This window comes from Cobetia sp. 10Alg 146, assembly GCF_029846385.1.
Taxonomy (GTDB): Bacteria; Pseudomonadota; Gammaproteobacteria; order Pseudomonadales; family Halomonadaceae; genus Cobetia; species Cobetia marina.
In genome coordinates this window covers 292,619-319,056 of record NZ_JARWKT010000005.1, presented here as the reverse complement: position 1 = coordinate 319,056, position 26,438 = coordinate 292,619, and the positions used below count along the sequence as shown (strand labels likewise).

Genomic DNA, 26,438 nt, shown 5'->3' with positions numbered 1-26,438 from the left:
CGCCAGTCCTGCTGGCGGGGGCTTTTCATTGGGCTGAGGGCGATGGTGGCCTTACTGGCCGTCTGCCGCCTCAGCGAGCTTCTCGGCTGCCTGGCGTGCCACGAAAGCCGCCTTCTCTTCCTCGCTGATCTCCTTCAGCGACAGCTTGACGCGATTGCGGTTGTCGATGTCGAGCACCTTGACCACGACCTCATCGCCTTCATTGAGATAATCGCGCACGTCATTGACGCGCTCCTCGACGATCTGGGAGATATGCAGCAGGCCATCGGTGCCCGGCATGAAGGTGATGAAGGCTCCGAAATCGGCGATGCGAGCGACCTTGCCGGCGTACAGCTTGCCGATCTCCGCCTCGGCGATGATGCCCTCGACATAGCGAGCGGCCGCCTGGGCCTGGGCCTTGTGCTCGGCATAGATACGCACGCTGCCGTCATCGTCGAGATCGACATTGGCACCGGTCTCTTCACAGATCTTGCGAATGGTCGAGCCACCCTTGCCGATCACGTCACGGACCTTGTTCGGCGCGATCTTCAGCGACAGCATCGCCGGGGCGTTGTCGGACACCTCTTCGCGGCTACCCTTCAAGACAGCGTTCATCTGCTCGAGAATGGTCAGGCGCGCCTCAAGGGCCTGCTCCAGCGCCTGCTCCATGATGGCCTCATCGATCCCCTCGATCTTGATGTCCATCTGCAATGCCGTGACGCCCTCTGCCGTCCCCGCGACCTTGAAGTCCATATCCCCCAGATGGTCTTCATCCCCGAGAATATCGGTCAGCACGGCCACGCCGTCGGCGTCCTTGACCAGCCCCATGGCAATCCCCGCCACCGGCGCCTTGAGCGGTACCCCGGCATCCATCAATGCCAGCGACGCACCACACACGGACGCCATGGAGCTTGAACCATTGGACTCGGTGATCTCGGAGACGACACGGATCGCGTAGGGGAAGTCCTCGACGGTAGGCAACATCGACTCGATCCCACGTCGCGCCAGACGCCCATGACCGATCTCGCGACGCTTGGGAGAACCGATGAAGCCCGTCTCGCCGACACAGTAAGGCGGGAAGTTGTAGTGCAGCATGAAGCGATCATGCTTCTCACTTGACAGCCCCTCCACCAGCTGGGCGTCACGCGTGGTGCCCAATGTTGCCGTCACCATGGCCTGTGTCTCGCCGCGCGTGAACAGCGCAGAGCCGTGGGCCTTGGGCAGGACGCCAACGGCGATGTCCAGCGGACGCACGGTGCGTGCATCACGACCATCGATGCGCGGCTCACCGGCAATCACGCGCTGACGGACGATGCGCTTCTCCAGTGCAGCGAAGGCACTGGCCACCGCACTCGCCTCGAAGCGTGCATCCCCTTGCGTCTCCAGCGCCTGAATCGCCCGAGCCTTGAGTGATGCCAGCGCATCCTGACGCTCCATCTTGTCATGCAGACGGTAGGCCTCACCGATCTCCTCGCCCACCTCACGCTCCAGCGCCTCCATCAAAACGCTATCGTGCGTCTGGGCGACCCAGGACCACTGGGGACGATTGACCTTGGCGGCAAACATCTCGATCGCCGTGATCACCTTCTGCATCTCATGATGGCCGTAGAGCACCGCGCCCAGCATCTCGTCTTCCAGGAGTTCCTGCGCCTGGGACTCGACCATCAGCACTGCCTGCTCGGTACCTGCCACCACCATGTCCAGCTCGGAGTGGGCAAGCTCGCTGTAGCCGGGATTCAGGAAGTAGCCCCGTTGCTCACTGAAGCCGACACGCGCCGCTCCCACGGGGCCGGCAAAGGGCACACCCGAGATGCTGAGCGCCGCCGAGGTACCGATGAGCGCCGCGATATCCGGATCGACATTGCGCTCTGCCGACATCACCGTGCAGACCACCTGCACCTCATTCATGAAGCCTTTCGGGAACAGCGGTCGGATCGGGCGATCAATCAGCCGTGAGGTCAGCGTTTCCTTTTCCGTCGGGCGCCCTTCACGCTTGAAGAAGCTGCCGGGGATGCGGCCGACCGCGTAGGAGCGCTCCTGATAATGCACCGACAACGGGAAGAAGGACTGTCCAGGCTTGGCGGACTTGCTGGCCACTACCGTGCACAACACCGAGGTATTGCCCATGGTCACCATCACGCTGCCGGTGGCCTGACGCGCGATGCGACCGGTCTCGAGCGTGATGGTGTCATTACCGTACTGGAAGCTGTGCGTAACCGGGTTCACGGCGCATGTCCTTTAGTCTGATGTCGTCGATGTCCGGCGCTCATGGTAATGCGCGGCGCAGACAATGAAAAGCGAGTGAGTCTCACGCAGCATGCGGGCTGCAGCCGGATCGGGAGGCGATTGCCCGCCCGCTTCTCCCCACGGTATCAGGCACAAAAAAACCGACACCGCCCGCAGGCAGTGTCGGTTTTCCTGTGCCCACCGGGGGCCCGCCATGCACCGGAATGCATGGCGGCAACATCGCTGATTAGCGACGCAGACCCAGACGCTGGATCAGAGCGGTGTAACGCTCGAAATCCTTGCGCTTGAGGTAGTCAAGCAGCTTGCGGCGCTGGTTGACCATGCGGATCAGACCACGACGGGAGTGGTGATCCTGCTTGTTGGCCTTGAAGTGGCCCTGCAGGCCATCAATGTTGGCGCTCAGCAGTGCAACCTGAACTTCCGGGGAACCGGTGTCGTTCTCGCCACGGCCGAATTCGCTAACGATCTCAGCCTTCTTCTCAGCGGTAAGTGCCATCTGTCTCTCCAGTAAGCAATATGCTTGGTAGATAAGAAATGTCGAAGACCACGCATATTTGCAGTCTTCATGCGGCTTGCGGCCAGGCCGCAATCAGCTCACCCAGCCGCCGCCTCGACAGCGGAGCTGAGCAGTCGGCGAGGAGCGATGATGCCCTCCGCCGCAATCCGGACCAGCCCGAGCAACTGCTGGTCCTGATACACACGAGCCAGGGAGTCCACTTCCAGCGACCCTGTCGTCGTTTCAGCCTGTTGACCACGCAATATCTTCCGAGCCATCTCGGCAGTGATGTCGAGACGTGGAAGATGATCGAGCAGGATGTCGACAGGCAACAGAACGCCTTCACGTGCCTGCTGATCTGCCAGCGCCTCGAGGCGCTCGAAATCCAGCATGGCATCACCCGTGAACGGGCCTGTCTTGAGACGACGCAGTGCCGTGAGGTGGGCTCCACAGCCCAGCGCCTCGCCGATATCCTCGGCCAGACTGCGTATGTAGGTGCCCTTGCTGACCGCCACTTCGATCTCGATACCATCGGAGTGCCGTGCAAGAAGCGCCATATTGTAGATGGTAACGCGACGGACTGCACGCTCGATTTCAATTCCCTGGCGCGCCAGCTCATAGAGCGGACGTCCCTGGTGCTTGAGCGCGGAGTACATCGGCGGCACCTGATCTATCTCGCCACGGAACCGGTCCAGCACCGCTTCCAGCTCGGACTCCGCAAGCTCGGGAATCTCCCGCTCACGCAGTATCTCGCCTTCCGCATCACCGGTGTCGGTGACCTGGCCAAACTTGATCCGTGCCCGATAGACCTTGTCCGCCTCGAGCAGGTGCGAGGAGAACTTGGTGGCCTCACCGAAGCAGACCGGCAGCAAGCCGGTTGCCATCGGATCGAGCGTGCCGGTATGCCCTGCCTTCTGTGCCTGGTAGAGGCGGCGTGCCTTCTGAAGCGCGTAGTTGCTGGACATGCCCTTGGGCTTGTCCAGCAACAGTACGCCGTCAATCGGCAGGCCGCGACGACGACGGCCCATCAGGCGTCCGGCGTGGTGCCCGGGGCACCGTCTTCGCTGTCATCATCACCACGTTCTGCACTGCGCTTGCGGTCATCAGCGACCGCCGTATTGATCAGTGAAGACAGGTGATGGCCACGAACGACGCTCTCATCGTAATGAAAGCGCAGTTCCGGCACGTGACGCAGCTGAATGGTGCGCGCCAGCTGGGAGCGCAGGAAACCTGCCGCGCGCTTGAGCACGGCAAGATTTTCCTTGATGCGTTCCGGACTGTCGTCACCCAGCAGGGTCACGTAGACATCGGAGTAGGACAGGTCGCGGCTGACCTTGGCGGCGCTGACCGTCAGCATGCCAAGGCGCGGGTCCTTGACCTCGCGCTGAATCAACAGCGCGAGCTCCTGCTGGATCTGGTCCGCCACGCGGTCAGTACGGCTGTATTCACGCATCCGTGATCTCTCCTCGCAGGGGCGCTATCAGAGGCTACGCTCGACCTGAATCTGGTCGAACACCTCGATCTTGTCACCCACCTGCACGTCGTTGTAGTTCTTGACGCCGATACCACATTCCATGCCGTTGCGGACTTCGTTGACGTCATCCTTGAAGCGACGCAGGGATTCCAGCTCGCCTTCGTAGATGACCACGTTGTCACGCAGCACGCGGATGCGCTTGGAGCGGTACATGGTGCCTTCGACGACCATGCAACCGGCGATGGCGCCGATCTTCGGTGCCTTGAAGACATCGCGCACTTCGGCCACACCCACGATCTGCTCGCGGAATTCCGGTGCCAGCATGCCGCTCATGGCCAGCTTGACCTCGTCGATCAGCTGGTAGATGACGCTGTAGTAGCGCAGATCCAGGCCTTCACGCTCGACGATCTCACGGGCGGAAGCGTCAGCACGGACGTTGAAGCCGACCAGGATCGCTTCGGAAGCGAGTGCCAGGTTGGCATCGGTGCCGGTGATGCCGCCGACGCCGGAAGAGACCACGGCCACCTTGACTTCGTCGGTGGAGAGCTCTTCCAGAGCGCCACGGATGGCTTCCAGAGACCCCTGCACGTCGGCCTTGAGGACGACGTTGACCTTGGCGACTTCTTCCTGACCCATCTGGGAGAACATGTTCTCCAGCTTGGCCTTCTGCTGACGCGCCAGACGCACCTCGCGGTACTTGCCCTGGCGGAAGTTGGCGACTTCACGCGCCTTCTTCTCGTCCGGGACCACGGTGAACTCTTCACCGGCTTCCGGCGTGCCACCCAGGCCCTGGATCTCGACCGGCATGGCCGGACCCGCAGAATCGACCTGCTTGCCGACTTCGTTGATCAGCGCACGCACGCGGCCGTAGTGCAGGCCAGCGAGGACGATGTCGCCCTTCTTCAGGGTACCGTTCTGGACCAGCACGGTCGCGACCGGGCCACGGCCCTTGTCGAGACGCGACTCGACCACGACGCCTTTACCCGGCGCGGACGGCACGGCCTGAAGCTCGAGCACTTCGGAGACCAGCAGGACGGCTTCCAGCAGCGCGTCGATGTTTTCGCCAGTCTTGGCGGAAACGTGGACGAACTGGGTATCACCACCCCATTCCTCGGAGATGACGCCGTGCTGGGACAGCTCATTCTTCACGCGGTCCGGATCAGCGCCTTCCTTGTCGATCTTGTTCACTGCCACGACCAGCGGGACACCCGCGGCCTTGGAGTGCTCGACAGCCTCGATGGTCTGCGGCATAACGCCGTCATCGGCAGCCACCACCAGGATGACCACGTCAGTCGCCTTGGCACCACGAGCACGCATGGCGGTGAACGCCGCGTGGCCCGGAGTATCCAGGAAGGTCACATCGCCGTTGTCGTGCTCGACGTGGTAGGCACCGATGTGCTGGGTGATACCACCCGCTTCACCTGTGGCCACCTTGGTACGGCGGATGTAATCCAGCAGCGAGGTCTTGCCGTGGTCAACGTGACCCATGACAGTGACGACCGGCGCGCGAGTGATCTGCTCACCCTCGTAGGAGATACCCTCGAGAACGGCTGTCTCGAGCGCGTCATCCTTGATCAGCTTGGGCGTGTGACCCATTTCCTCGACCACGATGGTCGCGGTTTCCTGATCGATCGTCTGATTGATGGTGACCGCAGCGCCCATGTTGAACATGGCCTTGATCACTTCAGACGCCTTGACGGCCATCTTGTCGGCGAGGTCTGCCACCGAGATGGACTCGGGGATGGAGACTTCACGCACGAAGGTCTGGACCGGCTTCGGCGGCTGGCGATTGGTATCGCGACCACCACGACGACCGCCGCGACGCTCTGCGCGCTTGACCTTCTTGGCCCCGCCACGCTTGCGCTCGCTGCGATCTTCACGGGCCTCACGGCGATCACGTGATTCATCACGCGGCGCAGCCTTGGCGCGACGCGGTGCATCACCACGCGGCTCCTTCGGCGGCGCATTGACTTCCGGCGCAGCATCCGCGACCGGTGCAGCGGCAGCGGCCGGAGCACTCTGACGCGGACGCTCTTCGCGACGGTTGTCGTTGCCACGACGCTCATCACGCTGCGGGGCAGCAGCCGGCTTCTCGGCGGCAGGCGCCTTGGCAGCCTGTGCCTCAGTCGCCGGCGCATCTGCGGCCTGCTCTTCACCATCCTTGACGTAGGTACGCTTCTTGCGGACCTGCACCTCGATGGACTTGCCGCGACCGCCGCCAGTGTTGATGCGTGACTTGGTCTTGCGGGTCAGGGTAATGCGGTTCTTCGGCGCTGCCGGGGCAGCACCACCGCCGTGGCTCTTGGTGAGGTGGTCAAGCAGCTTCTGCTTGTCGACCTCGGACACGGCGTCGTTCTCTGACTTGTGCTTCAAACCAGCTTCGTGCATCTGTTCCAGTAGGCGGGCTGACTCGCGGCCCACCTTCTTGGCGAATTCTTTGACTGTCATTTCTGACATGTACGACCCTCCTGAGCCCGTGACCTAGTTACTGTTCGCTTGCGAACCAGGGCGCGCGGGCGGTCATGATCAACGCCGCTGCTCGCTCTTCGTCGACGCCTTCGATGTCTTTCAGATCATCGATGGCCTGCTCGGCAAGGTCTTCCATGGTGACGATACCCTTGCTGGCCAGAATGTATGCCAGATGACTCTCCATGCCTTCCATGTTGAGCAGATCTTCGGCCGGCTGTGCGCCGTCCAGCTGCTCTTCAGTGGCGATGGCGAGATTCAGCAGTTCATCCTTGGCCCGAGCGCGCAGCTCCTCGACCAGATCCTGGTCAAAGCCCTCGACCTCGAGCATTTCCTCGAGCGGGACATAGGCGATTTCCTCGAGTGAGGTGAAGCCCTCGTCCACCAGGACACGGGCTAGATCCTCTTCAATCTCGAGATGAGTGATGAAATATTCGACAAAGCTGTCGATTTCCTGCTCGCGCTTGCCCTCGGCTTCCGCCTCGGTCATGACATTGAGCGACCAACCTGTCAGCTCACTGGCCAGGCGCACGTTCTGACCGCTACGACCAATGGCCTGTGCCAGATTGTCCGCGGCGACAGCGACATCCATGGAATGGGTGTCTTCGTCGACCAGAATGGAGCCGACATCGGCCGGTGCCATGGCGTTGATGACCAACTGGGCAGGATTGTCATCCCACAGGATGATATCCACGCGTTCATTACGCAGTTCGTTTGACACGGCCTGCACACGCGAGCCGCGCATGCCGACACAGGCACCGATCGGGTCGATGCGCTTGTCATTGCTCTTGACCGCAATCTTGGCCCGCGAGCCCGGATCGCGAGCCGCGCCCTTGATCTCGATCAGCTGCTCGGCGATTTCCGGCACCTCGATCTTGAACAGTTCGATGATCAGCTCCGGACGCGTCCGCGAGAGTATCAACTGGGATCCACGCGCCTCGGTATCAACCTTCCAGAGCAATGCGCGTACTCGCTCGTTCAAGCGGTAACGCTCGCCATGGATCATCTCGCCGCGCGGCAGGAAGCCTTCGGCGTTGTCGCCCAGGTCGATGATCAGGCCGTCACGTGTCGTTTTCTTGACGATCCCCGCGACCAGCTCGCCTTCACGCTCCGCGTACAGGCGAACGACTTCGGCACGCTCGGCTTCGCGCACCTTCTGCACGATGACCTGCTTGGCCGTCTGGGCAGCGATACGACCGAAGGCTTCGGACTCGATCTGCTGCTCGACCACGGCGCCCAGCGCCAGCGGCTCTTCGCGCTGTTCGGCGATACTGGCCTTGATCTCGTAGTCCGGCGTCTCGAACTCGTCGTCTTCCACGACGGTCCAGCGACGGAAGGTCGCATAATCACCGGTGACACGATCGATCTTGACGCGGATATCCGCCTCTTCCTGATCGAAACGCTTGCGTGAAGCCGAAGCCAGTGCCGCCTCGACGGCCTCGAAAATCACATCCCGCGGCACGCCCTTCTCATTGGAGATGGCGTCAACGACCAGCAGAATCTCTTTGCTCATGACTTTGCCTCGCCAGAAACCTGTCCTTGCGCATCGACTCGAGCTCGCCAAGCGAGCAATGTGCCGACAACGTCAGTTATTTGAACTGCGGCACAATGCGTGCCTGGTCGATGCTTTCGATCGGAAAGCAGTATTCTTCTTCGTCGACCCGGATCACGACATCACCGTCTTCGGTGCCAGTCACCAGCCCCTGGTACTTGCGCTGGCCATCGAAGGCCTGACGCAGTCGCAGTGCCACCACATGACCGATGTAGCGCTCGTACTGATCAAGCGTGAACAGCGGACGATCCATGCCTGGGGATGAAACTTCAAGCTGGAACTGGCCCGTGATGGGGTCCTCGACATCCAGCACGGCACCGACCTGACGACTGACGCTTGCGCAGTCATCCACGGAAATGCCATCGGAATGGTCGATATAGATCACCAGACGGGACTGCTTGCCTTGGGAGAGATAGTCGATACCCCAGAGCTCGAAGCCCAGAGCAGAAACGACGGGATCGATAAGCGCTTTAAGCGTAGCGTCCTTGGTTGACACAGACGAGGCTCCTACAGCAGTTGCATCAGGCACCTGACCGGGAGTAGAGAGGAGAGCTAGGTGGCTGATTGGCACTGGTGCTAACAAAAAGCCCCTTCATAGGAAGGGGCCTTTCAAGAAACTTGGTAGCGGGGACCGGATTTGAACCGATGACCTTCGGGTTATGAGCCCGACGAGCTACCAGACTGCTCCACCCCGCAACAATAGTCGGACGATGGTAATGTCACCGTAAAAGGAGGTCAAGGAATGACGTCTTTCAAAGGTGGCAGAGTTGCGTCCAGACTGCCAATCGATCTAACAGGATGGTGCCGAAGGGGGGACTTGAACCCCCACGACCATAAGGTCACTACCCCCTCAAGATAGCGTGTCTACCAATTCCACCACTTCGGCACGGGGGCGGGTATCGCCTGAGACGTTACCCGGAAGAATTCAAACGATAATGCCTTGAATTCCTTAGAGTACTGGTTGGTCTGCGTTGCCGCTTTCCTCGAGCACTGGCGACGTATTCTCCACACTTTCACTGGAGTCGTCAAGTGATGGCAGTGAATTTTTCTGCTGCTCGATCACGGTGGCATTCGGGATGCCCGCTTCCACGGAGGTCTGGTTGGCATTGGAGGCGAACCAGGCCAGGGTCAGGGACGTCGCGAAGAAGCCTGCTGCCAGCACGCCGGTGAAGCGCGCGAGGAAGTTTCCGCTACCGCTGGACCCGAAAACGGTCTGGGAAGCACCACCACCACCAAAGGCAGCGCCAGCTTCGGCACCCTTGCCCTGCTGGAGAAGGACGAGCACGATCAGTGCGACCGCGAGTACCACATGGACCATCAGAACGGCTACTTGCATGAGATTCAACCTGCAGACTGGCAAATGGCTAGGAATTCGTCGACCTGGAGAGAAGCACCTCCCACCAGGCCGCCGTCGATATCCGGCTGCGCGAGCAGCTCGGCGGCATTGGCAGCTTTCATGCTACCGCCGTACAGCAATTGCATGGCATCCGCGAGAGACGCGGACCACTCGCCCAGGCGTGCACGGATAGCGGCGTGCATGGCTTGCGCCTGCTCAGGCGATGCCGTGCGGCCAGTACCGATCGCCCAGACCGGCTCATAGGCCACGACAAGACGGGTACGCGCCTCAGCGGACAGCTCGGAGAACACGGCCTCCAGCTGACCCAGCACGACACGCTCCGACTCACCAGCTTCACGCTCTTCCAGCGTCTCACCGATGCACAGCACCGGCGTGAGGCCTGACGCGAGAGCCGCATTGACTCGTGCAAGCACGGCAGCATCGTCCTCGCCATACAGGCTGCGACGCTCGGAGTGCCCGACCAGCACCAGCGTCATGCCCACATCCTTGAGCATGCTGCCTGCCACCTCACCGGTGAAGGCGCCTGATTCCGCCGGGTTCAACGTCTGGGCGCCCAGCAGGACCGTCGCCGGCAGCCGCTCGCGCGCAGCGCTCAGATAAGGGAAAGGCAATGCCAACGCCACCTGAACCCCCTGGGGCAGCGCTGCGGCCCCCAGTGCGTCGGCGAACTCGTTGATCAGGGCAAGATCGCCATTCATCTTCCAGTTACCGGCAATCAGCGGTGTACGCATGTGCTTCTCCCTTATGAGCAGTGCGAGGATGGTAATGGAGCGGCCCCTGACTGACAACCTCATCGCGAACTGTCAAGCCCTGCAGGCACGCTCGATCGGGCCTTTCATGACGCTCAGAATCGACGACAGGCGCACTGGGCGCCTGTCGTCGATTCTGATGACCGCGGGTGATATCAGCGGGCCTGCATGCTGGCCTCGACCGCCGAGGCGATCTGACGGGCCAGTGCCTGCACATCAAAGTGCGGCCGCCCCTCGACCATGACACGGATCAGTGGCTCGGTACCACTGGGACGCAACAGCACGCGACCTTCGCTGCCCAGCGTCTCTTCCACTTCCGCTACCGCGGCCTGGACGGCATCCGCCGCCATCAGCGCCTGGTTGTCACAGCCCGGAGTCAGACGCACGTTGATCAACGCCTGCGGCGCCTTCTCGAAACCGACCAGCAACTCACTGAGAGAACATTCCTCACGCGCCATGATCGCCAGCACCTGCAGCGCGGAGACGATGCCATCCCCGGTGCTCTGGATATGGCTGCAGACGATGTGACCGGAGGATTCCCCCCCCAACTGCCAGCCATTGGCTTCCAGACGCTCGATGACGTAGCGGTCACCGACCTTGGCACGCTCGAAGGGAATTCCCAGACCTTCCAGCGCTGCCGCCAGACCGAAGTTGGACATCAGCGTACCGACGACACCGCCCCCCAGCACCCCACGCTCGTGACGATCCCGCGCGATCATGTAGAGGATGTCATCGCCATCGATGACCCGGCCATCGGCATCGACCAGGATCAGACGGTCCCCGTCGCCATCGAAGGCCACGCCAAGATCGGCGCCCTGCTCGATCACGGCCGCCCGCAGTGCCTGCGGGTTGGTGGAGCCGACATCCTGGTTGATGTTCAGACCATCCGGCTCGCCACCGATGACGCTGACCTTGGCGCCCAGCTCACGGAAGACATTCGGCGCGATGTGGTAGGTCGCGCCATGCGCGCAATCCAGCACCACTTTCATGCCATGCAGGCCCAGACGGCCCGGCAGGGTCGACTTGCAGAATTCAATGTAACGGCCGGCGGCATCCTGGATGCGCGAGGCCTTGCCGAGGCTATCCGGCCCGACGATCTCGATATCGCGATCCAGCTCGGCCTCGATCTCGGCTTCCAGCGCATCATCCAGCTTGGTGCCGGCCGCGGAGAAGAACTTGATGCCATTGTCCGGATAGGCATTGTGCGAGGCCGAGATCACGATACCGGCATCCGCGCGGAAGGTCCGCGTCAGATAGGCGATGCCCGGTGTCGGCATCGGCCCCAGCAGCGAGACATCCACGCCTGCGGCAGAAAGACCGGACTCCAGCGCCGACTCGAACATGTACCCCGAGATGCGCGTGTCCTTGCCGATCAGTACCTTGCCACGGCCATGGCGTGCAAAGACACGCCCGGCCGCCCAGCCCAGCTTGAGCATGAAGTCTGGCGTAATCGGGAATTCACCGACCGTGCCGCGAATACCATCCGTACCAAAATAACGTCGACTCATCGTATCGTGCCTTCCTGTAGCACGGCCCACGTCATGTCGACAGCATCGACAGTCGGGGCCACGTCGTGAACGCGTAGCAATCGGGCACCTTCACGGACGGCAAGTGCCGTCAGCGCCAGATTGCCAGCCAGTCTATCCTCTACCGCGCGCCCGAGCGCATTGCCGATCATGCTCTTGCGAGAGGTGCCGATCAGCAGCGGGAGGGTGAATTCGTGCAGCTGCGCCATACGGTGATACAGACGCAGATTGTCTTGCAGGGACTTGCCGAAGCCGAAGCCGGGGTCCAGCAACAGACGCGAACGCTCGATCCCTGCGGCCTCACAGACGGTGATGCGCTCGGCTAGAAAGTCACTGACCTCATCCTCGATCGACTGCGCATAGGCGGTATCCTGCTGCATGGTGTCCGGCTCGCCACGCATGTGCATCAGGCACACCGGCAGGCCGCTGCGTGCGGCCGCCTCAAGGGCGCCCTCACGACGCAATGCACGCACATCATTGATCATGCCAGCCCCGAGACGCGCCGTTTCCTGCATCACCTCCGGGGTACTGGTATCGACGCTCACCAGCGCCCCCAGCTCGCTCACCAGCCGCTCGACGACCGGACAGACACGTGCCAGCTCCTCATCCGCACTGACAGGGCTCGCCCCCGGGCGGGTCGACTCACCGCCCACGTCGATGATGGCGGCGCCATCGGCCAGCATCCGCTCGGCATGGCGCAGCGCGGCATCCAGAGTCGCGCTGCGCCCACCATCCGAGAAGGAGTCCGGGGTCACATTGAGAATCCCCATGACACGCGGGCGTGACAGGTCAAGCGTGCGTCCACCGCAGTCAAGCGCCATTGAATGGCCCACCACGGGCTCGCGTGGCAGTGAATCAGCGTAAGTCGACATGATCACCCATGCAGAAAACGGGCAGCCAGGACGAACATCATGGCTGCCGGAGAAGGAATCGGGCACCCACTTTAAAGAGGCCTCATCGGCCGCGCAAGGCGTCGAACGGCCGCCACATGGGGCGTCAGCAGATGGCAACGCCATCTGCCCAGGCAAATCATCTGATCAGGATCAGGAACCTGAGCCGCGCCGCGCAGGATAGTGAGTCACACCGCCTCACCCACACTTACCCGGCTCACCCCGACGCCTGATCGCGGATGGCATCACCCGCCATCAGCCGCCTCCGGGCATCCAGGGCGCCGCGAATGTCTGCCCCGAAAACGACAACGCCCGAGCGGAATGTCCGCTCGGGCGTTGTGAGAGTCAGCGCGATGATGGCTGATTCATGGCTCAGTGACCGCTTGGACCACCCAGCGGATCTGACGGACGGCGGCGCGTATCTTCCTCACCGTCGTCAGTGTCTGCGTCATCACCGTCTGACCCGGGGGCCTCAGGCGCCTCAGCTTTCGGCGTGTCGGCCACCGGTGCGACGAGACCACTGTCACCACCACCGGCCGGGCCACCCCAGTCCTTGGGCGGACGCGGAGTGCGCCCTGCCATGATGTCGGCCAGCTGCTCGGCATCGATGGTCTCGTAGGTCATCAGCGCCTCGGTCATCGCATCCAGCTTGTCGCGATTCTCCTCAAGGATCTGCTGCGCCTTGGCGTAGCACTCGTCGATGATACGACGCACTTCCTTGTCGAGACGTGAGGTGGTGTCGCCCGACTTCAGCTTGCCGCCGCCCTGACCCGGACCGCCGAGGAACTGGTGAGACTCGTCCTCATCGTACATGATCGGGCCCATTTCACTGGAGAGACCCCATTTGGCGACCATGTTGTGGGCAAGCTCGGTGGCACGCTTGATGTCGTTGGAAGCCCCGGTGGTGACACCATTCGGCCCCAGCGTCATCTCTTCGGCGATACGACCGCCGAACAGCGAGCAGATCTGACTGATGATCTGCTGGCGAGAATAGCTGTAGCGATCCTCTTCCGGCAGGAACATCGTCACACCCAGCGCACGGCCTCGCGGAATGATCGAGACCTTGTAGACCGGATCATGCTCTGGCATCACCAGACCGATGATGGCGTGACCGGACTCGTGATAGGCCGTGTTGCGCTTCTCCTTCTCGGACATGACCATCGATTTGCGCTCGGCGCCCATCATGATCTTGTCCTTGGCCAGCTCAAGCTCTTCCATGCCGACCAGGCGCTTGTTGCGACGTGCAGCGAACAGGGCCGCTTCATTGACCAGGTTGGCCAGATCCGCGCCAGAGAAGCCCGGCGTACCCCGTGCGATATTGACCGGCACCACGTCGTCGCCCATCGGCACCTTGCGCAGGTGAACGCCGAGGATATGCTCGCGGCCACGGATGTCCGGCAGGCCTACCATGACCTGGCGGTCGAAACGGCCCGGGCGCAGCAATGCGGGGTCAAGCACGTCTGGACGGTTGGTCGCGGCGATGACGATGATGCCGTCATTCGCTTCGAAGCCATCCATCTCGACCAGCAGCTGGTTCAGGGTCTGCTCGCGCTCATCGTGACCACCGCCCATGCCGGAGCCACGGTGGCGGCCGACGGCGTCGATCTCATCGATGAAGATGATGCACGGCGCCTGCTTCTTGGCCTGCTCGAACATGTCACGCACACGGGAGGCACCGACACCGACGAACATCTCGACGAAGTCAGAACCGGAGATGCTGAAGAACGGCACCTTGGCCTCGCCGGCAATCGCCTTGGCGAGCAGGGTCTTGCCGGTACCCGGCGGACCCACCATCAGTACGCCACGCGGAATCTGACCGCCAAGACGCTGGAACTTGCTGGGGTCCTTGAGGAAGTCGACCAGTTCCTCGACCTCTTCCTTCGCTTCGTCACAGCCCGCGACGTCGCTGAAGGTGGTCTTGATCTGATCCTGGCTCAGCAGCTTGGCCTTCGACTTGCCGAAGCTCATCGGGCCACCCTTGCCGGCACCACCACCCTGCATCTGGCGCATGAAGAACATGAAGATGGCCAGGATGATCAGAATCGGGAAGCTGGCAATCAACAGACGTGTCCACAGCGACTGCTGCTCAGGCTTCTTGCCGATGACCTCCACCTTGTTGGAGAGCAGGTCATCCATCAGCTTGGGATCGGACGCCGCCGGCCGGATGGTGGTAAAGCTGGAGCCGTCGGCCCGCTCACCCTCGATGGTGTAGCCATCGATGGTCACACTCTTGATCCGGTCGTTCTGCACCTGCTGGACGAACTGTGAATAGTTCATCGCCTGCGGCGAGGTATCGACGCTGAAGTTGTTGAACACCGTCAGCAGCACTGCCGCGATGATCAACCAGAGAATCAGGTTCTTCGCCATGTCGTTCAAGGGGACACCCTCATTGCATGAATCTGTCTTGGCATGCCGTGAATACTCCGACTGCCGTCTTGTGGTGGCCTGCCATGCTATCTGATCGTGCCTGCGGGGTATCAAACGACGCAACACGCCGCCTTGCCTACCGAGTCACTCAAAGCTTGCCTGCGTTGTTCTGCTTGCCGATCGATGATGATGCGACCTTGGCATCTCATCAACCTGTTACCGGCCCTCCGTGCTCAAGGCCCAATGCTATCGACACTACACCAGATGGGGGCCGGCAACCATTGCTTAAAGGCCGGCACCGGACTATTCAGCCGATAGTCGGCCTATATCAGAGATACAACGACTTCGACCGAGGCACAATGATTCCAGCCTGACCAAGTATGCCATCGGCCGCCTTAACCGGTGATGAAGTCGCCGCCCGGGGCAGAAATCGGGATCGCCTGGCATCGAGGGCAACGTCAGCCCTTGAACCCCTGCCCAAGCAGATAGACCTCGCGCGAGCGGGCGCGCGACGCTTCCGGCTTGCGCGTGACGACCTTGTTGAAGCTGCCACGCATGTCCTTCAGGTAGGCATCGAAGCCCTCTCCCTGGAAGACCTTGACCAGAAAGTTGCCACCCGGCTTGAGCGTCTGGCGCGCCAGATCCAGCGCCAGCTCGACCAGATATATGCCGGCAGGCTGATCTATCGCGCTCATGCCGCTCATGTTGGGTGCCATGTCGGAGATCACGAGATCCACCGGGCGATCCCCCAAGGTGGCCAGAATCTGGTTCAGCACGGCCTCTTCGGTGAAGTCACCCTGGATGAAATCAACACCGGCCAGGGCGTCCATCTCAAGGATGTCGGAGGCGATGACCACGCCTTCCATGCCGACGCGATCCGCGGCGATCTGGCTCCAGCCACCGGGGGCGGCACCTAGGTCGATGACGGTAGCGCCCGGCTTGAGCAGGCGGTCCTTGTCATCGATTTCAATCAGTTTGTAGCTGGCACGGGAACGATAGCCATCGGCCCAGCTGCGCTGGACATAGGCGTCATCAAAGTGTTCCTTCATCCAGCCAGCGCTGCTCTTGCTGGGGTGAGCCACGTTGTCACCTGGAATGTCGGGGGAAATCGAATACTGGCGGGAGATGGTGCGGGGGGATAACGACGACACGAAAGGCGTGGCAAGCTTGCGCACGGGTCGTGTCATGAGCGTCGTCATGGAGTAGAATGGCGGGTCCTGCGCGCGGTTCCGCCCGCGGGCACAGACATTGCCTGCGCAACAGACGGGTTCACACCCCTGGATTTCAAGCCCTGGAGTCGACCCTGTCTTTCGCTACGCTCCCCGCTCCCATCGGACGCCAACAGGGAAACTTTACGATACCATGAGCTTGTCACAGTCACAAAAGAAAGCATTTCGCAGCATCGGGCACCATCTTGACCCGATCGTCACCGTCTCGGAAAACGGCCTTTCCGACGGCGTCGTGACCGAACTCGAGCGCGCACTGCACGATCACGAACTGATCAAGCTGAAGCTGGCGATCAATGATCGCGAAGCCCGTGGCGAGGTGGCTCGCCACCTGTGCAGCGAAACCGGCGCGACCCTGATCCAGAGCATCGGCAAGATCGCCCTGCTGTATCGCCGCAACCCGCAGGCCAAGCCGAAGCTGTCCAACGTACAGCGCTTCAGCGAGAAGTAAGCCGCCGGGCCCAGGCCTGACGAGGCTCACCTCGCACGCCACGCCTGCCGCAGACAGAAACGCCGCCCTCATCGAGGGCGGCGTTTCTGTTTTCTGTGACTGACAATCACGACCTGACGCGCTGATTCAGCTCGAAGGTGATGTCGTCCAGCGCCCGCTGGGTGACCTGATGACGCTTGAGTGTCGTCTGTCTGGACTCCCCCTCACCGCTGCCGGCATCACGATACTTGATGACCAGCGTCTTCTTGTCGAAGGTGAAATCCTCGACCAGCTCATAATCGATCTTGCGACACCCAATGAGTGGTGACGGCCGCAGATAAAGCGACTGATTGCCGAAGTGCGCCAGCGGCACCACCAGGTGGAAAACTCCCCTCGCCAACAGGGCACTCCCCAGGACCAATGACGGCGTCAACAGCGCCGAGTCCCCGGTGTACCGATAGGCAAACGACTGGGAGACCACATATGCCACCCCGAACAGCATGAACCCGAGCACCATGAAGATGGCCACCATGGAGGTTGCCATGATGCGCTTTTCCGGCTGACTTCCCTGTACTTCCATTACTCCCTCCCTGAAGGATTCCGTGCCCGCAGGCCAAAAAAACAGCCCTGCCGGGATGACCGGCAGGGCTGTCATGACATCGAAATCTGACGAATCAGAGGCGATGCTCTTCAGATGTGACGTGCTTCAGATGTGATGCACTTCGGAGATTTCATACTCCACATCGCCACCCGGGGTACGCACGACCACGACATCCCCTTCTTCCTTGCCGATCAGCGCACGCGCGATCGGTGAGGTAACGGAGATCTTGCCGTCCTTGATGCTGGCCTCATCCTCACCCACGATGCGATAGCGCACTTCGCTGTCGTCATCGAGGTTCATCAGATCAACCGTGGTACCGAAGATCACCTTGCCTGTCTTGGGCAGCTTGGTGACATCGATGACCTGGGACATCGAGAGCTTGGCTTCAATCTCCTGGATACGCCCCTCGATGAAACCCTGTTGCTCACGCGCGGCGTGATACTCGGCGTTCTCCTTGAGATCGCCGTGCTCACGTGCTTCCGCGATGTCAGCGATGACCTTGGGGCGTTCCGTGCCCTTGAGGTGCTCGAGCTCCTTGCGCAGGCGATCTTCGCCCTCGACGGTCATCGGACTTCTACTCATATCATGACTCCTGCATGCAGATCCTGGAGACGACGGACCTTGACATCGTTTCCGTACTCGAGCGCCATGCACACGGCATTGGCACCCGCCAGCGTCGTGGCATAGGGCACCTTGTGCGCCAGCGCAGTGCGGCGAATCACGGACGAGTCATTGATGGCCTGACGTCCCTCAGTGGTGTTGACGATGTAGGCGATCTCGCCGTTCTTGATCATGTCGACGATATGCGGCCGCCCCTCGAACACCTTGTTGACGGGTTCAACCTCGAGCCCGGCAGCGGCAATCACCTCTGCCGTGCCACGGGTAGCACAAAGCGTAAAGCCCAATGTTACCAGAGAGCGGGCCACCTCGATAACGCCCGCCTTGTCGAACTCGCGCACGGACAGGAACGCCTTGCGATCGCCCGTCAATGTCGGGATGGCTTCCCCGGCGCCCAGCTGCGCCTTGTAGAAGGCCTCGGCGAAGGTATCGCCAGAGCCCATCACTTCACCGGTGGACTTCATTTCCGGTGACAGGATCGGATCGACACCCGGGAACTTGGCGAACGGCAGCACCGCTTCCTTGACGCTGTAGAAGGTCGGCACGATTTCCTGGGTGAAACCGATCTCTTCCAGGGTCTGGCCGGCCATGCAACGCGCGGCGATCTGCGCCAGCGACTGGCCGATGCACTTGGAGACGAAGGGCACGGTACGCGAGGCACGCGGGTTGACCTCGATGACGTAGATCACGCCATCCTGCCAGGCCAGCTGAACGTTCATCAGACCGACGACGTTGAGCTCCAGCGCCATGCGCTTGACCTGCTCACGCATCTCTTCCTGGACGTCTGCCGGCAGCGAGTAAGGCGGCAGTGCGCACGCCGAGTCACCGGAGTGGATACCAGCCTGCTCGATGTGCTGCATGATGGCGCCGATCACGACCTGCTTGCCATCGGACACCGCGTCGATGTCGACCTCGATGGCGGCATTCAGGAAGTGATCCAGCAGCACCGGCGAGTCATTGGAGACCTTGACCGCGTGGGTCATGTAGTTCTCGAGCTCGGAGGCGGAGTAGACGATTTCCATCGCGCGACCGCCCAGCACGTAGCTCGGACGCACCACCAGCGGGTAGCCGATGGTTTCGGCCTTGACGAAGGCCTCCTCGAAGCTGCGTGCGGTGGCGTTTTCCGGCTGGATGAGACCGAGCTTCTCGATCATCTGCTGGAAACGTTCGCGGTCTTCGGCGCGATCGATGGCGTCCGGCGTGGTACCGATGATCGGCACACCGGCGGCCTCGAGCTCACGGGCCAGCTTCAGCGGCGTCTGACCGCCGAACTGGACGATGACACCGACAGGCTGTTCCTTGTCGGCGATCTCCAGCACGTCTTCCAGCGTCACCGGCTCGAAGTAGAGGCGATCGGAGGTGTCATAGTCGGTGGACACGGTTTCCGGGTTGCAGTTGACCATGATGGTCTCGTAGCCGTCCGCGCGCATGGCGAGGGAGGCGTGGACGCAGCAGTAGTCGAACTCGATGCCCTGACCGATGCGGTTCGGACCACCGCCCAGCACCATGATCTTCTTCTTGTCGCTGACCTCGGCCTCACACTCCTCCTCGTAGGTGGAGTACATGTAGGCGGTGTCGGAAGCGAACTCCGCGGCACAGGTATCGACACGCTTGTAGACCGGGCGGATGCCCTGCTGCTGACGATGCTTGCGGAAGGCCTTCTCGGACACGCCCATCAGGCGCGCCAGACGGGCATCACTGAAGCCCTTGCGCTTGAGACGGAACAGACGATTGGCATCCATCTCGCCCAGAGAACTTGCCGCCACTTCGCCTTCCTGAGCGATCAGGTCGGCCAGCTGCACCAGGTACCAGCGGTCGATGTTGGTGAGACGGAAGATCTCTTCGATGCCAAGGCCGGCACGCATGGCGTCGGCGATGTAGAAGATACGCTCGGCACCGGCGGCCTGCAGCTCGCCCTTGATGCGCGCCATGTTCTCGTCGCCATAGTCGGCCACGATGGGATCGAGACCATCGACACCGGTCTCCATGCCACGCAGTGCCTTCTGCAGGGATTCCTGGAAGGTACGACCGATGGCCATGACTTCGCCGACCGACTTCATCTGCGTGGTCAGACGGTCATTGGCCTGCGGGAACTTCTCGAAGGTGAAGCGCGGAATCTTGGTGACGACATAGTCGATGGACGGCTCGAAGGACGCCGGCGTCTTGCCACCGGTGATGTCGTTCTGCAGCTCGTCCAGGGTATACCCGATGGCCAGCTTGGCGGCGATCTTGGCGATCGGGAAACCGGTCGCCTTGGAGGCCAGTGCAGAGGAGCGCGACACGCGCGGATTCATCTCGATCACGACCATGCGACCGGTGTCCGGGCAGATGCCGAACTGGACGTTGGAGCCACCGGTCTCGACACCGATCTCGCGCAGGACGGCCAGCGATGCATCACGCATCAGCTGGTATTCCTTGTCGGTCAGGGTCTGTGCCGGGGCAACAGTGATGGAGTCACCGGTATGCACGCCCATCGGGTCGAAGTTCTCGATGGCACACACGATGATGCAGTTGTCGTTCTTGTCACGAACGACCTCCATCTCGTATTCCTTCCAGCCCAGCAGCGATTCGTCGATCAACAGCTCACGGGTCGGCGACAGCTCGAAACCGCGATGGCAGATCTCTTCGAATTCTTCACGGTTGTACGCCACGCCGCCGCCGGAACCGCCCATGGTGAAGCTGGGACGGATGATGGACGGGAAGCCCAGCTCGGCCTGGATTTCCCAGGCCTCTTCCATGGAGTGTGCGACCTTGGCCTTCGGGCACGCCAGGCCGATCTTCTTCATCGCCTTGTCGAAGCGATCACGGTCTTCGGCCTTGTCGATGGTATCGGCGTTGGCACCGATCATCTCGACGCCGAATTTCTCGAGCACACCTTCGCGCTCCAGGGCCAGTGCACAGTTCAGTGCGGTCTGGCCACCCATGGTCGGCAGGATGGCGTCCGGACGCTCCTTCTCGATGATGCGCGCCACGGTCTCCCAGGTGATCGGCTCGATGTAGGTCGCGTCGGCCATCACCGGGTCGGTCATGATGGTGGCCGGGTTGGAGTTGACCAGGATGACCCGGTAACCCTCTTCACGCAGGGCCTTGCAGGCCTGTGCGCCGGAATAGTCGAACTCGCACGCCTGGCCGATGACGATGGGGCCGGCGCCGATGATCAGGATGCTTTTCAGGTCTGTACGTTTCGGCATGTCTCTTCCCGCAATGATCTGGTGACTGAACTCAACGATGGATCAGGCCCTCGGGCCTGCGCTCGGCTCAGCGTCGCGCGCGCATCATCTCGATGAAACGATCGAACAGCGGGGCGACGTCCTGCGGGCCGGGGCTGGCTTCCGGGTGACCCTGGAAGCTGAAGGCCGGACGGTCGGTGCGCTCGATGCCTTGAAGGCTACCGTCAAACAGCGACTTGTGGGTCGCGCGCAGATGGCTCGGCATACCGGCTTCATCCACCGCGAAGCCGTGATTCTGACTGGTGATCATCACCACACCACTATCGAGATCCTGCACCGGGTGGTTGGCACCATGGTGACCGTGGCCCATCTTGACCGTGCTCGCACCGGAGGCCAGGGCCAGCAGCTGGTGACCGAGGCAGATACCGAAGACCGGCGTCTCGGTCTCGAGCACTTCACGAATCGCGGTGATGGCGTAGTCGCAGGGTTCGGGGTCGCCCGGACCGTTGGACAGGAAGATGCCATCCGGGTTGAGCGCCAGCACCTCGGCGGCAGGCGTCTGCGCCGGCACGACGGTCAGACGGCAGCCACGCGATGCCAGCATGCGCAGGATGTTGTGCTTGACGCCGTAGTCGTAGGCGACCACGTGGAAGGGGCGCTCTGACTCACGGGTGTCGGCGTAGCCTTCTCCCAGGGTCCATTCGCCTTCGTGCCACTCGAATGACTCGCGGCAGGAGACTTCCTTGGCCAGGTCCATGCCCTTGAGGCCCGGGAAGGCACGAGCGGCTTCCAGCGCACGCTCGACGGCGTCATCTCCCTGAGCATCCTCACCGGCGAGAATGGCGCCGTTCAGCGAGCCCTTCTCGCGCAGGATGCGCGTCAAACGACGCGTATCGATATCCGCGATGCCGACGACATTCTCGTCACGCAGGTACTGATCGAGAGAGCGAGTGGAGCGGAAGTTGCTGGCCAGCAGCGGGAGGTCGCGGATGACCAGGCCGGCGGCCGCGACATGATCGGACTCGTTGTCCTCGTCGTTGATGCCGGTATTGCCGATGTGCGGATACGTCAGAGTGACGATCTGTCGGGTGTAGGAGGGATCGGTCAGGATTTCCTGGTAGCCGGTCATGGCAGTGTTGAACACCACCTCGCCACTGGTCTGCCCATCAGCGCCGATGGCGCTGCCGTGAAATACACTGCCGTCTTCCAAGGCCAGTATCGCGGGTTTGATCAACGCAACGTCCTCCCCTAAGTGTCCACTTTCCTGCCCGGAATCCGCGGTCGAACACCGGACATGCTGCTTGATTGTCGTACTCGGCTGACGCCGAGTCTGGGTCCCGCTGCCACTCTTCCCACGCGCCTTCCCCATGTGAGGAGCGCTCGCCGGAAGCGGCAAATTCAGGCTGCAAAAAAGCGGGACGAAACCGAAAAATCAGGCTTCATCCCGCTTGTTATCATTCTTCGGAATATTGCTTGTCACAGCGGCCCCAAGAGTGCGGCCAAATTGGGTAGAGATTACCCGAATCCTGCGGTGCTGACCACCCCATGACTGCACCGCGAGCGGGCGGCAGTGCCCACCATACGGTCGTTTCGTCACAGCAGTCAGCTTATTGGAGCATCGGGAGTGATCGCGAGCCTGTCCCCTGAATCACCTGCCAGGAACATTTCCCGCCGCAAGGTGCGACACCCATCACCGCCGACCGACAATATCCTGTCGGCAGTGACAGCTTCCACGATGCGCCCGGAAGCCACTCGAACGCGGCAAATCGAGTGCCCGGGACGCGATCGCGACCCGAGCCCCCGACGGGACATCACTTGAGACCCAGCACGTCCTGCATGTCGTAGCGTCCGACGCCACGCGCTGACAGCCACTCGGCGGCACGCGCCGCGCCCTTGGCGAAGGTCATGCGGCTTGAGGCCTTGTGGGTGATCTCGATGCGCTCGCCTTCGGTGGCGAACATCACGGTATGCTCGCCGACGATGTCACCGGCACGCACGGTGGCGAAGCCGATTTCCTTGTCGGTACGCGGACCACACTGACCTTCGCGTGCAAAGACACCGTGGGTCTCGAGATCACGACCGATGGCATGTGCCACCGCCTCGCCCATCGCCAGTGCCGTGCCGGAGGGGGCATCGACCTTGTGGCGGTGGTGCGCCTCGATGATCTCGATGTCATACCCTGCATCCCCCAGTGCCTGGGCTGCCGTTTCCAGCAGCTTCAGCGTCAGATTGACGCCGGAGCTCATGTTGGCGGCAAACACGAAGGGCACGCTGTCGCGATAGCCATCCAGTTGCTCGAGCTGCTCCGGGCTGAAACCGGTCGTGCCGATGACCATGCGCTTGCCATGTTCCGAGCACAGCGCCAGATTGGCCAGCGTCACCTGCGGCGCGGTGAAATCGATCACGACATCGACGTCATCCACCACGGCGGCCAGACTGTCACTGGCGACCACACCCAGACGCCCCTGCCCCGCCAGCTCGCCGATGTCGGCACCTGCCAGGGAGCTGCCGGCCTCGACGATGCCCGCTGTCAGCGTCAGGCCTTCCACGGCACCGACGGCCTCGACCAACGTGCGTCCCATGCGTCCGGCGACGCCCATGATTGCGATACGGGTCATGCTGACTCCTGCCTGTTGTGGGTCTTGAGGGCAGCCACCCCACGGCGATGATGAGGGTGTGCCACCTGTGCTGTCTCCGCGAGTATATCAGCCGCCTGCAGCGTTGGCTGACGTCATGTATTTGCCCCCGTTACGCGCTAGAGTAGCGGGAGACTGAGTTCCTGCCCGTCCACGTCACTCCCTCTTCACCGCTCAGTTCCCGGAGTCAGCATGTCGCTACTTCATCGTTATGCCATTCGTCATTGGCGCCTGCTGCGCCTCGCGACCCTTGCCACGGCAGTTGCCGGCCTGCTGAGTGCCTGTGGCGTTCACCCGCGCCCCTACTCGCTGGCCTCGCCGGAGCAGATGAGCCAGCTGCCGGAGATCCAGTGGTGCGGCACCCTCAAGCTGCCAGGCAAGTGGTTGGATGGCACCCCCGTCGGCGGCCTGTCCGATATCGGCTGGGACAAGGATGAATCCCTGCTGTACGCCGTGTCGGACCGGGGCTGGCTGCACCGTCTGCGCCTGGCCTTCCGCCATGGGGAGCTGGTCGGTGCCAAGGCACTCAAGACCTATACGCTGCGCGACGAGACCGACATCTCCCTGCAAGGCGCCCTGAGCGATGCCGAAGGCATGCAGCTGCTGAAGGACCACAACGGCCGGCGCGGCGATACCCGTCTGGTCATCAGCTTCGAGCAGCAACCCCGAGTCGAGCACTTCCTGCCCAGCGGACTGGCGATCAGCGAACCCGCCACCCCCGTGGGCGTACGCGGTGCCGCCCCCAACAATGGCATGGAGGCGCTGACCCTGCACCCCGAGTACGGCCTGCTCGCCGGTCTGGAAGCCACCCCGGAGGGCATGGACGAAGGCACCACGCGCCTGTTCACGCTGGATGGCAAGCAGGAATGGCGCTATCCCCTGGCCAGCGACACGGGCTCGAGCCTGACCGCCATGGAGATGCTGCCGGACGGGGACATCCTGATGCTGGAGCGCGCCTTCTCGCCGCCCTATCCGCTGGTCATCAGCCTGCGGCGCGCGCATCTGGGAGAGCCGGGGACGACCGTCGAGGTCCGCACCCTTGCCCGCCTGTCGAGTGGCGAGGGGTGGTCACTGGACAACTTCGAAGGGCTCACCCACTTGGAGGGCAATCGCTTCCTGATGGTTTCGGATGACAACTTCAGCAGCTTCCAGACCACGCTGCTGAGCTGTTTCGCGGTGATCGAGCCCGAGGCCTTCACGCCAGCCTCTCAAGAGTGAAACATCGCCTGACAGCGCATCGCTGATGACATGTCAGGCGAGCCCTGACAATGAAAAAGCCCCACACCCGAGTCATCGGGGTGGGGCTTTCGCGTTGCGCATCCGCCAGCGCGGAGGAGAACGAAGACGCAGCCTAGGGCTTCATGTCCTCGAAAAACTTCTTCACGCCATCGAAGAAGCTGTTCTCCTTCGGCGAGTGGCTCTTGCCGGTATCGCCAAGACTCTGCTGGAACTGGCGCAGCAGCTCCTTCTGCTCTTCGTTCAGGCTGACAGGTGTCTCGATGACCACCTTGCACAGCAGATCGCCGGCAGGGCCACCACGCACCGGCTTGACGCCCTTGCCGCGCAGTCGGAACAACTTGCCCGTCTGGGTCTCGGCCGGAATCTTGAGCACGACACGACCATCCAGCGTCGGGACGTTGAGTTCACCACCGAGCGCTGCATCCACGAAGCTGATCGGCACTTCACACTGCAGGTGACGCCCATCACGCTTGAAGATCTCGTGCTCGCGCAGATTGACCTGGACATACAGATCACCTGACGGCCCGCCGTTGACACCGCCCTCGCCTTCGCCGTTCAGGCGGATACGGTCACCGGTGTCGACGCCCGGCGGAATCTTGACCGAGAGGGTCTTGGATTCCTGCACGCGGCCTTCGCCGTGACACTTGCGGCACGGTACGCTGATCTTCTCGCCACGCCCGTGGCAGGTCGGACATGCCTGCTCGACCGCGAAGAAGCCCTGCTGCATGCGCACCTTGCCCATGCCGTTGCAGGTCGGGCAGGTTTCCTTGGTGGAACCCGGCTCGGCGCCGTCACCATCACAGTGACCACAGGCAGCCAGACGCGGCACGCGGATGTCGACCGTGGTACCGGCGACCGCCGATTCCAGGTCGAGATCAAGGTTGTAGCGCAGGTCGCTACCACGCTGAGGAGCGTTCGGATTGCGACGACCACCGCCGCCACCGAAGATGTCACCGAAGACATCGCCGAACACGTCGCCGAAGCCACCGGCACCACCACCAAAGCCACCGCCGCCGAAGCCACCGCCGCCCTGGCCGTCGACACCGGCATGACCGAACTGGTCATAGGCCGCGCGCTTGTCCGCATCGGACAGCACTTCGTAGGCTTCCGACACTTCGCGGAACTTCTCCGCCGAGGCCTCGTCATCCGGATTGCGGTCAGGGTGATGCTTCTGAGCCAGGCGTCGGTACGCCTTCTTGATGTCCTTGGTGTCGGCGCCACGCTCGACACCAAGCACTTCGTAATAATCACGCTTGGACATGGATCAGGTCCGCCTGGATTGCTGGCAGCCCAAGGCTGCCTGTCTGTTCTGGGATATCGGCTGTCACCGACAGCGTGCGCCCACGCGATACGCTACCGGTGCAAACGACAACGCGGGACACCTTCGCAAGGCTCCCGCGCTGTCATCAGACGTC

21 protein-coding genes and 2 tRNA genes are annotated in these 26,438 nt (G+C 62.1%); 2 read left to right on the top strand and 21 right to left on the bottom strand.

What is annotated here, in order from left to right; genetic code table 11:
* Window positions 1–51 precede the first annotated feature (51 nt).
* The 15 genes from pnp to rlmE form a co-directional block, all read right to left on the bottom strand.
* Window positions 52–2,205 carry a polyribonucleotide nucleotidyltransferase gene (pnp, locus tag QD172_RS11480; protein ID WP_279855796.1) on the bottom strand — a complete coding sequence of 718 codons (2,154 nt, stop codon included), beginning with the start codon at window positions 2,203–2,205 and terminating at the stop codon, window positions 52–54.
* A gap of 247 nt (window positions 2,206–2,452) precedes the next feature.
* Window positions 2,453–2,722, bottom strand: coding sequence for a 30S ribosomal protein S15 (rpsO, locus tag QD172_RS11475; protein ID WP_065392421.1), 270 nt, complete (start codon window positions 2,720–2,722; stop codon window positions 2,453–2,455).
* A 98-nt stretch (window positions 2,723–2,820) separates the two neighbouring features.
* Complete coding sequence (gene truB / locus QD172_RS11470) at window positions 2,821–3,750, bottom strand: tRNA pseudouridine(55) synthase TruB (protein ID WP_077379479.1); 930 nt, start codon at window positions 3,748–3,750, stop codon at window positions 2,821–2,823.
* Window positions 3,750–4,175 carry a 30S ribosome-binding factor RbfA gene (gene rbfA, locus QD172_RS11465; RefSeq protein WP_065392581.1) on the bottom strand — a complete coding sequence of 142 codons (426 nt, stop codon included), beginning with the start codon at window positions 4,173–4,175 and terminating at the stop codon, window positions 3,750–3,752. Before rbfA ends, truB begins: the two co-directional genes overlap by 1 nt.
* 27 nt (window positions 4,176–4,202) lie before the next feature.
* Entirely contained in the window at window positions 4,203–6,653 is a 2,451-nt protein-coding gene (infB, locus tag QD172_RS11460; RefSeq protein ID WP_077379481.1) for a translation initiation factor IF-2, read from the bottom strand.
* A 28-nt stretch (window positions 6,654–6,681) separates the two neighbouring features.
* On the bottom strand, window positions 6,682–8,175 hold the full coding sequence (nusA, locus tag QD172_RS11455) for a transcription termination factor NusA (protein WP_077379484.1): 1,494 nt from the start codon (window positions 8,173–8,175) through the stop codon (window positions 6,682–6,684).
* 76 nt (window positions 8,176–8,251) lie between these two features.
* Window positions 8,252–8,710, bottom strand: a complete 459-nt coding sequence (rimP, locus tag QD172_RS11450) for a ribosome maturation factor RimP (protein WP_077379486.1) — start codon at window positions 8,708–8,710, stop codon at window positions 8,252–8,254.
* Window positions 8,711–8,833: 123 nt separating this feature from the next.
* Window positions 8,834–8,910, bottom strand: a tRNA-Met gene (locus tag QD172_RS11445).
* Window positions 8,911–9,013: 103 nt separating this feature from the next.
* Window positions 9,014–9,100, bottom strand: a tRNA-Leu gene (locus QD172_RS11440).
* Between the two features lie 63 nt (window positions 9,101–9,163).
* The gene (secG, locus tag QD172_RS11435; RefSeq protein WP_077379488.1) at window positions 9,164–9,550 is read right to left on the bottom strand and encodes a preprotein translocase subunit SecG; all 387 of its coding nucleotides are present in this window, start codon (window positions 9,548–9,550) and stop codon (window positions 9,164–9,166) included.
* Between the two features lie 5 nt (window positions 9,551–9,555).
* The gene (gene tpiA, locus QD172_RS11430) at window positions 9,556–10,302 is read right to left on the bottom strand and encodes a triose-phosphate isomerase (RefSeq protein ID WP_279855795.1); all 747 of its coding nucleotides are present in this window, start codon (window positions 10,300–10,302) and stop codon (window positions 9,556–9,558) included.
* A gap of 173 nt (window positions 10,303–10,475) precedes the next feature.
* Window positions 10,476–11,828: a phosphoglucosamine mutase gene (gene glmM, locus QD172_RS11425; protein WP_077379492.1), complete on the bottom strand. Its 1,353-nt coding sequence runs from the start codon at window positions 11,826–11,828 to the stop codon at window positions 10,476–10,478.
* On the bottom strand, window positions 11,825–12,667 hold the full coding sequence (gene folP, locus QD172_RS11420; RefSeq protein ID WP_240499765.1) for a dihydropteroate synthase: 843 nt from the start codon (window positions 12,665–12,667) through the stop codon (window positions 11,825–11,827). The genes glmM and folP overlap by 4 nt, the downstream gene beginning before the upstream one ends.
* A gap of 441 nt (window positions 12,668–13,108) precedes the next feature.
* Window positions 13,109–15,112, bottom strand: coding sequence for an ATP-dependent zinc metalloprotease FtsH (gene ftsH, locus QD172_RS11415; protein ID WP_065392485.1), 2,004 nt, complete (start codon window positions 15,110–15,112; stop codon window positions 13,109–13,111).
* A 449-nt stretch (window positions 15,113–15,561) separates the two neighbouring features.
* The gene (rlmE, locus tag QD172_RS11410) at window positions 15,562–16,290 is read right to left on the bottom strand and encodes a 23S rRNA (uridine(2552)-2'-O)-methyltransferase RlmE (protein ID WP_279855794.1); all 729 of its coding nucleotides are present in this window, start codon (window positions 16,288–16,290) and stop codon (window positions 15,562–15,564) included.
* A 175-nt stretch (window positions 16,291–16,465) separates the two neighbouring features.
* On the opposite strand from rlmE, the gene yhbY reads away from it, so the two are divergent.
* Window positions 16,466–16,780, top strand: coding sequence for a ribosome assembly RNA-binding protein YhbY (gene yhbY, locus QD172_RS11405; RefSeq protein WP_077379496.1), 315 nt, complete (start codon window positions 16,466–16,468; stop codon window positions 16,778–16,780).
* Window positions 16,781–16,886: 106 nt separating this feature from the next.
* Here yhbY and QD172_RS11400 read toward each other — a convergent pair whose 3' ends face one another.
* The 5 genes from QD172_RS11400 to dapB all read right to left on the bottom strand — a co-directional run bounded on the left by QD172_RS11400 (window position 16,887) and on the right by dapB (window position 23,766).
* Window positions 16,887–17,339: a hypothetical protein gene (locus QD172_RS11400; RefSeq protein ID WP_141391805.1), complete on the bottom strand. Its 453-nt coding sequence runs from the start codon at window positions 17,337–17,339 to the stop codon at window positions 16,887–16,889.
* Window positions 17,340–17,465: 126 nt separating this feature from the next.
* Window positions 17,466–17,942: a transcription elongation factor GreA gene (gene greA, locus QD172_RS11395; RefSeq protein WP_077379500.1), complete on the bottom strand. Its 477-nt coding sequence runs from the start codon at window positions 17,940–17,942 to the stop codon at window positions 17,466–17,468.
* The gene (gene carB, locus QD172_RS11390; RefSeq protein WP_084209488.1) at window positions 17,939–21,169 is read right to left on the bottom strand and encodes a carbamoyl-phosphate synthase large subunit; all 3,231 of its coding nucleotides are present in this window, start codon (window positions 21,167–21,169) and stop codon (window positions 17,939–17,941) included. The genes greA and carB overlap by 4 nt, the downstream gene beginning before the upstream one ends.
* Window positions 21,170–21,236: 67 nt before the next feature.
* Window positions 21,237–22,382, bottom strand: coding sequence for a glutamine-hydrolyzing carbamoyl-phosphate synthase small subunit (gene carA / locus QD172_RS11385; protein WP_174775661.1), 1,146 nt, complete (start codon window positions 22,380–22,382; stop codon window positions 21,237–21,239).
* 577 nt (window positions 22,383–22,959) lie between these two features.
* Window positions 22,960–23,766, bottom strand: coding sequence for a 4-hydroxy-tetrahydrodipicolinate reductase (dapB, locus tag QD172_RS11380; RefSeq protein ID WP_084209490.1), 807 nt, complete (start codon window positions 23,764–23,766; stop codon window positions 22,960–22,962).
* A 210-nt stretch (window positions 23,767–23,976) separates the two neighbouring features.
* Here dapB and QD172_RS11375 point away from each other — a divergent pair, with 210 nt between their 5' ends.
* The gene (locus QD172_RS11375; RefSeq protein ID WP_077379508.1) at window positions 23,977–25,002 is read left to right on the top strand and encodes an esterase-like activity of phytase family protein; all 1,026 of its coding nucleotides are present in this window, start codon (window positions 23,977–23,979) and stop codon (window positions 25,000–25,002) included.
* A gap of 133 nt (window positions 25,003–25,135) precedes the next feature.
* Here the strand turns inward: QD172_RS11375 and dnaJ are convergent, their stop codons facing one another.
* Window positions 25,136–26,284: a molecular chaperone DnaJ gene (gene dnaJ / locus QD172_RS11370; protein WP_077379510.1), complete on the bottom strand. Its 1,149-nt coding sequence runs from the start codon at window positions 26,282–26,284 to the stop codon at window positions 25,136–25,138.
* Window positions 26,285–26,438: the final 154 nt, after the last annotated feature.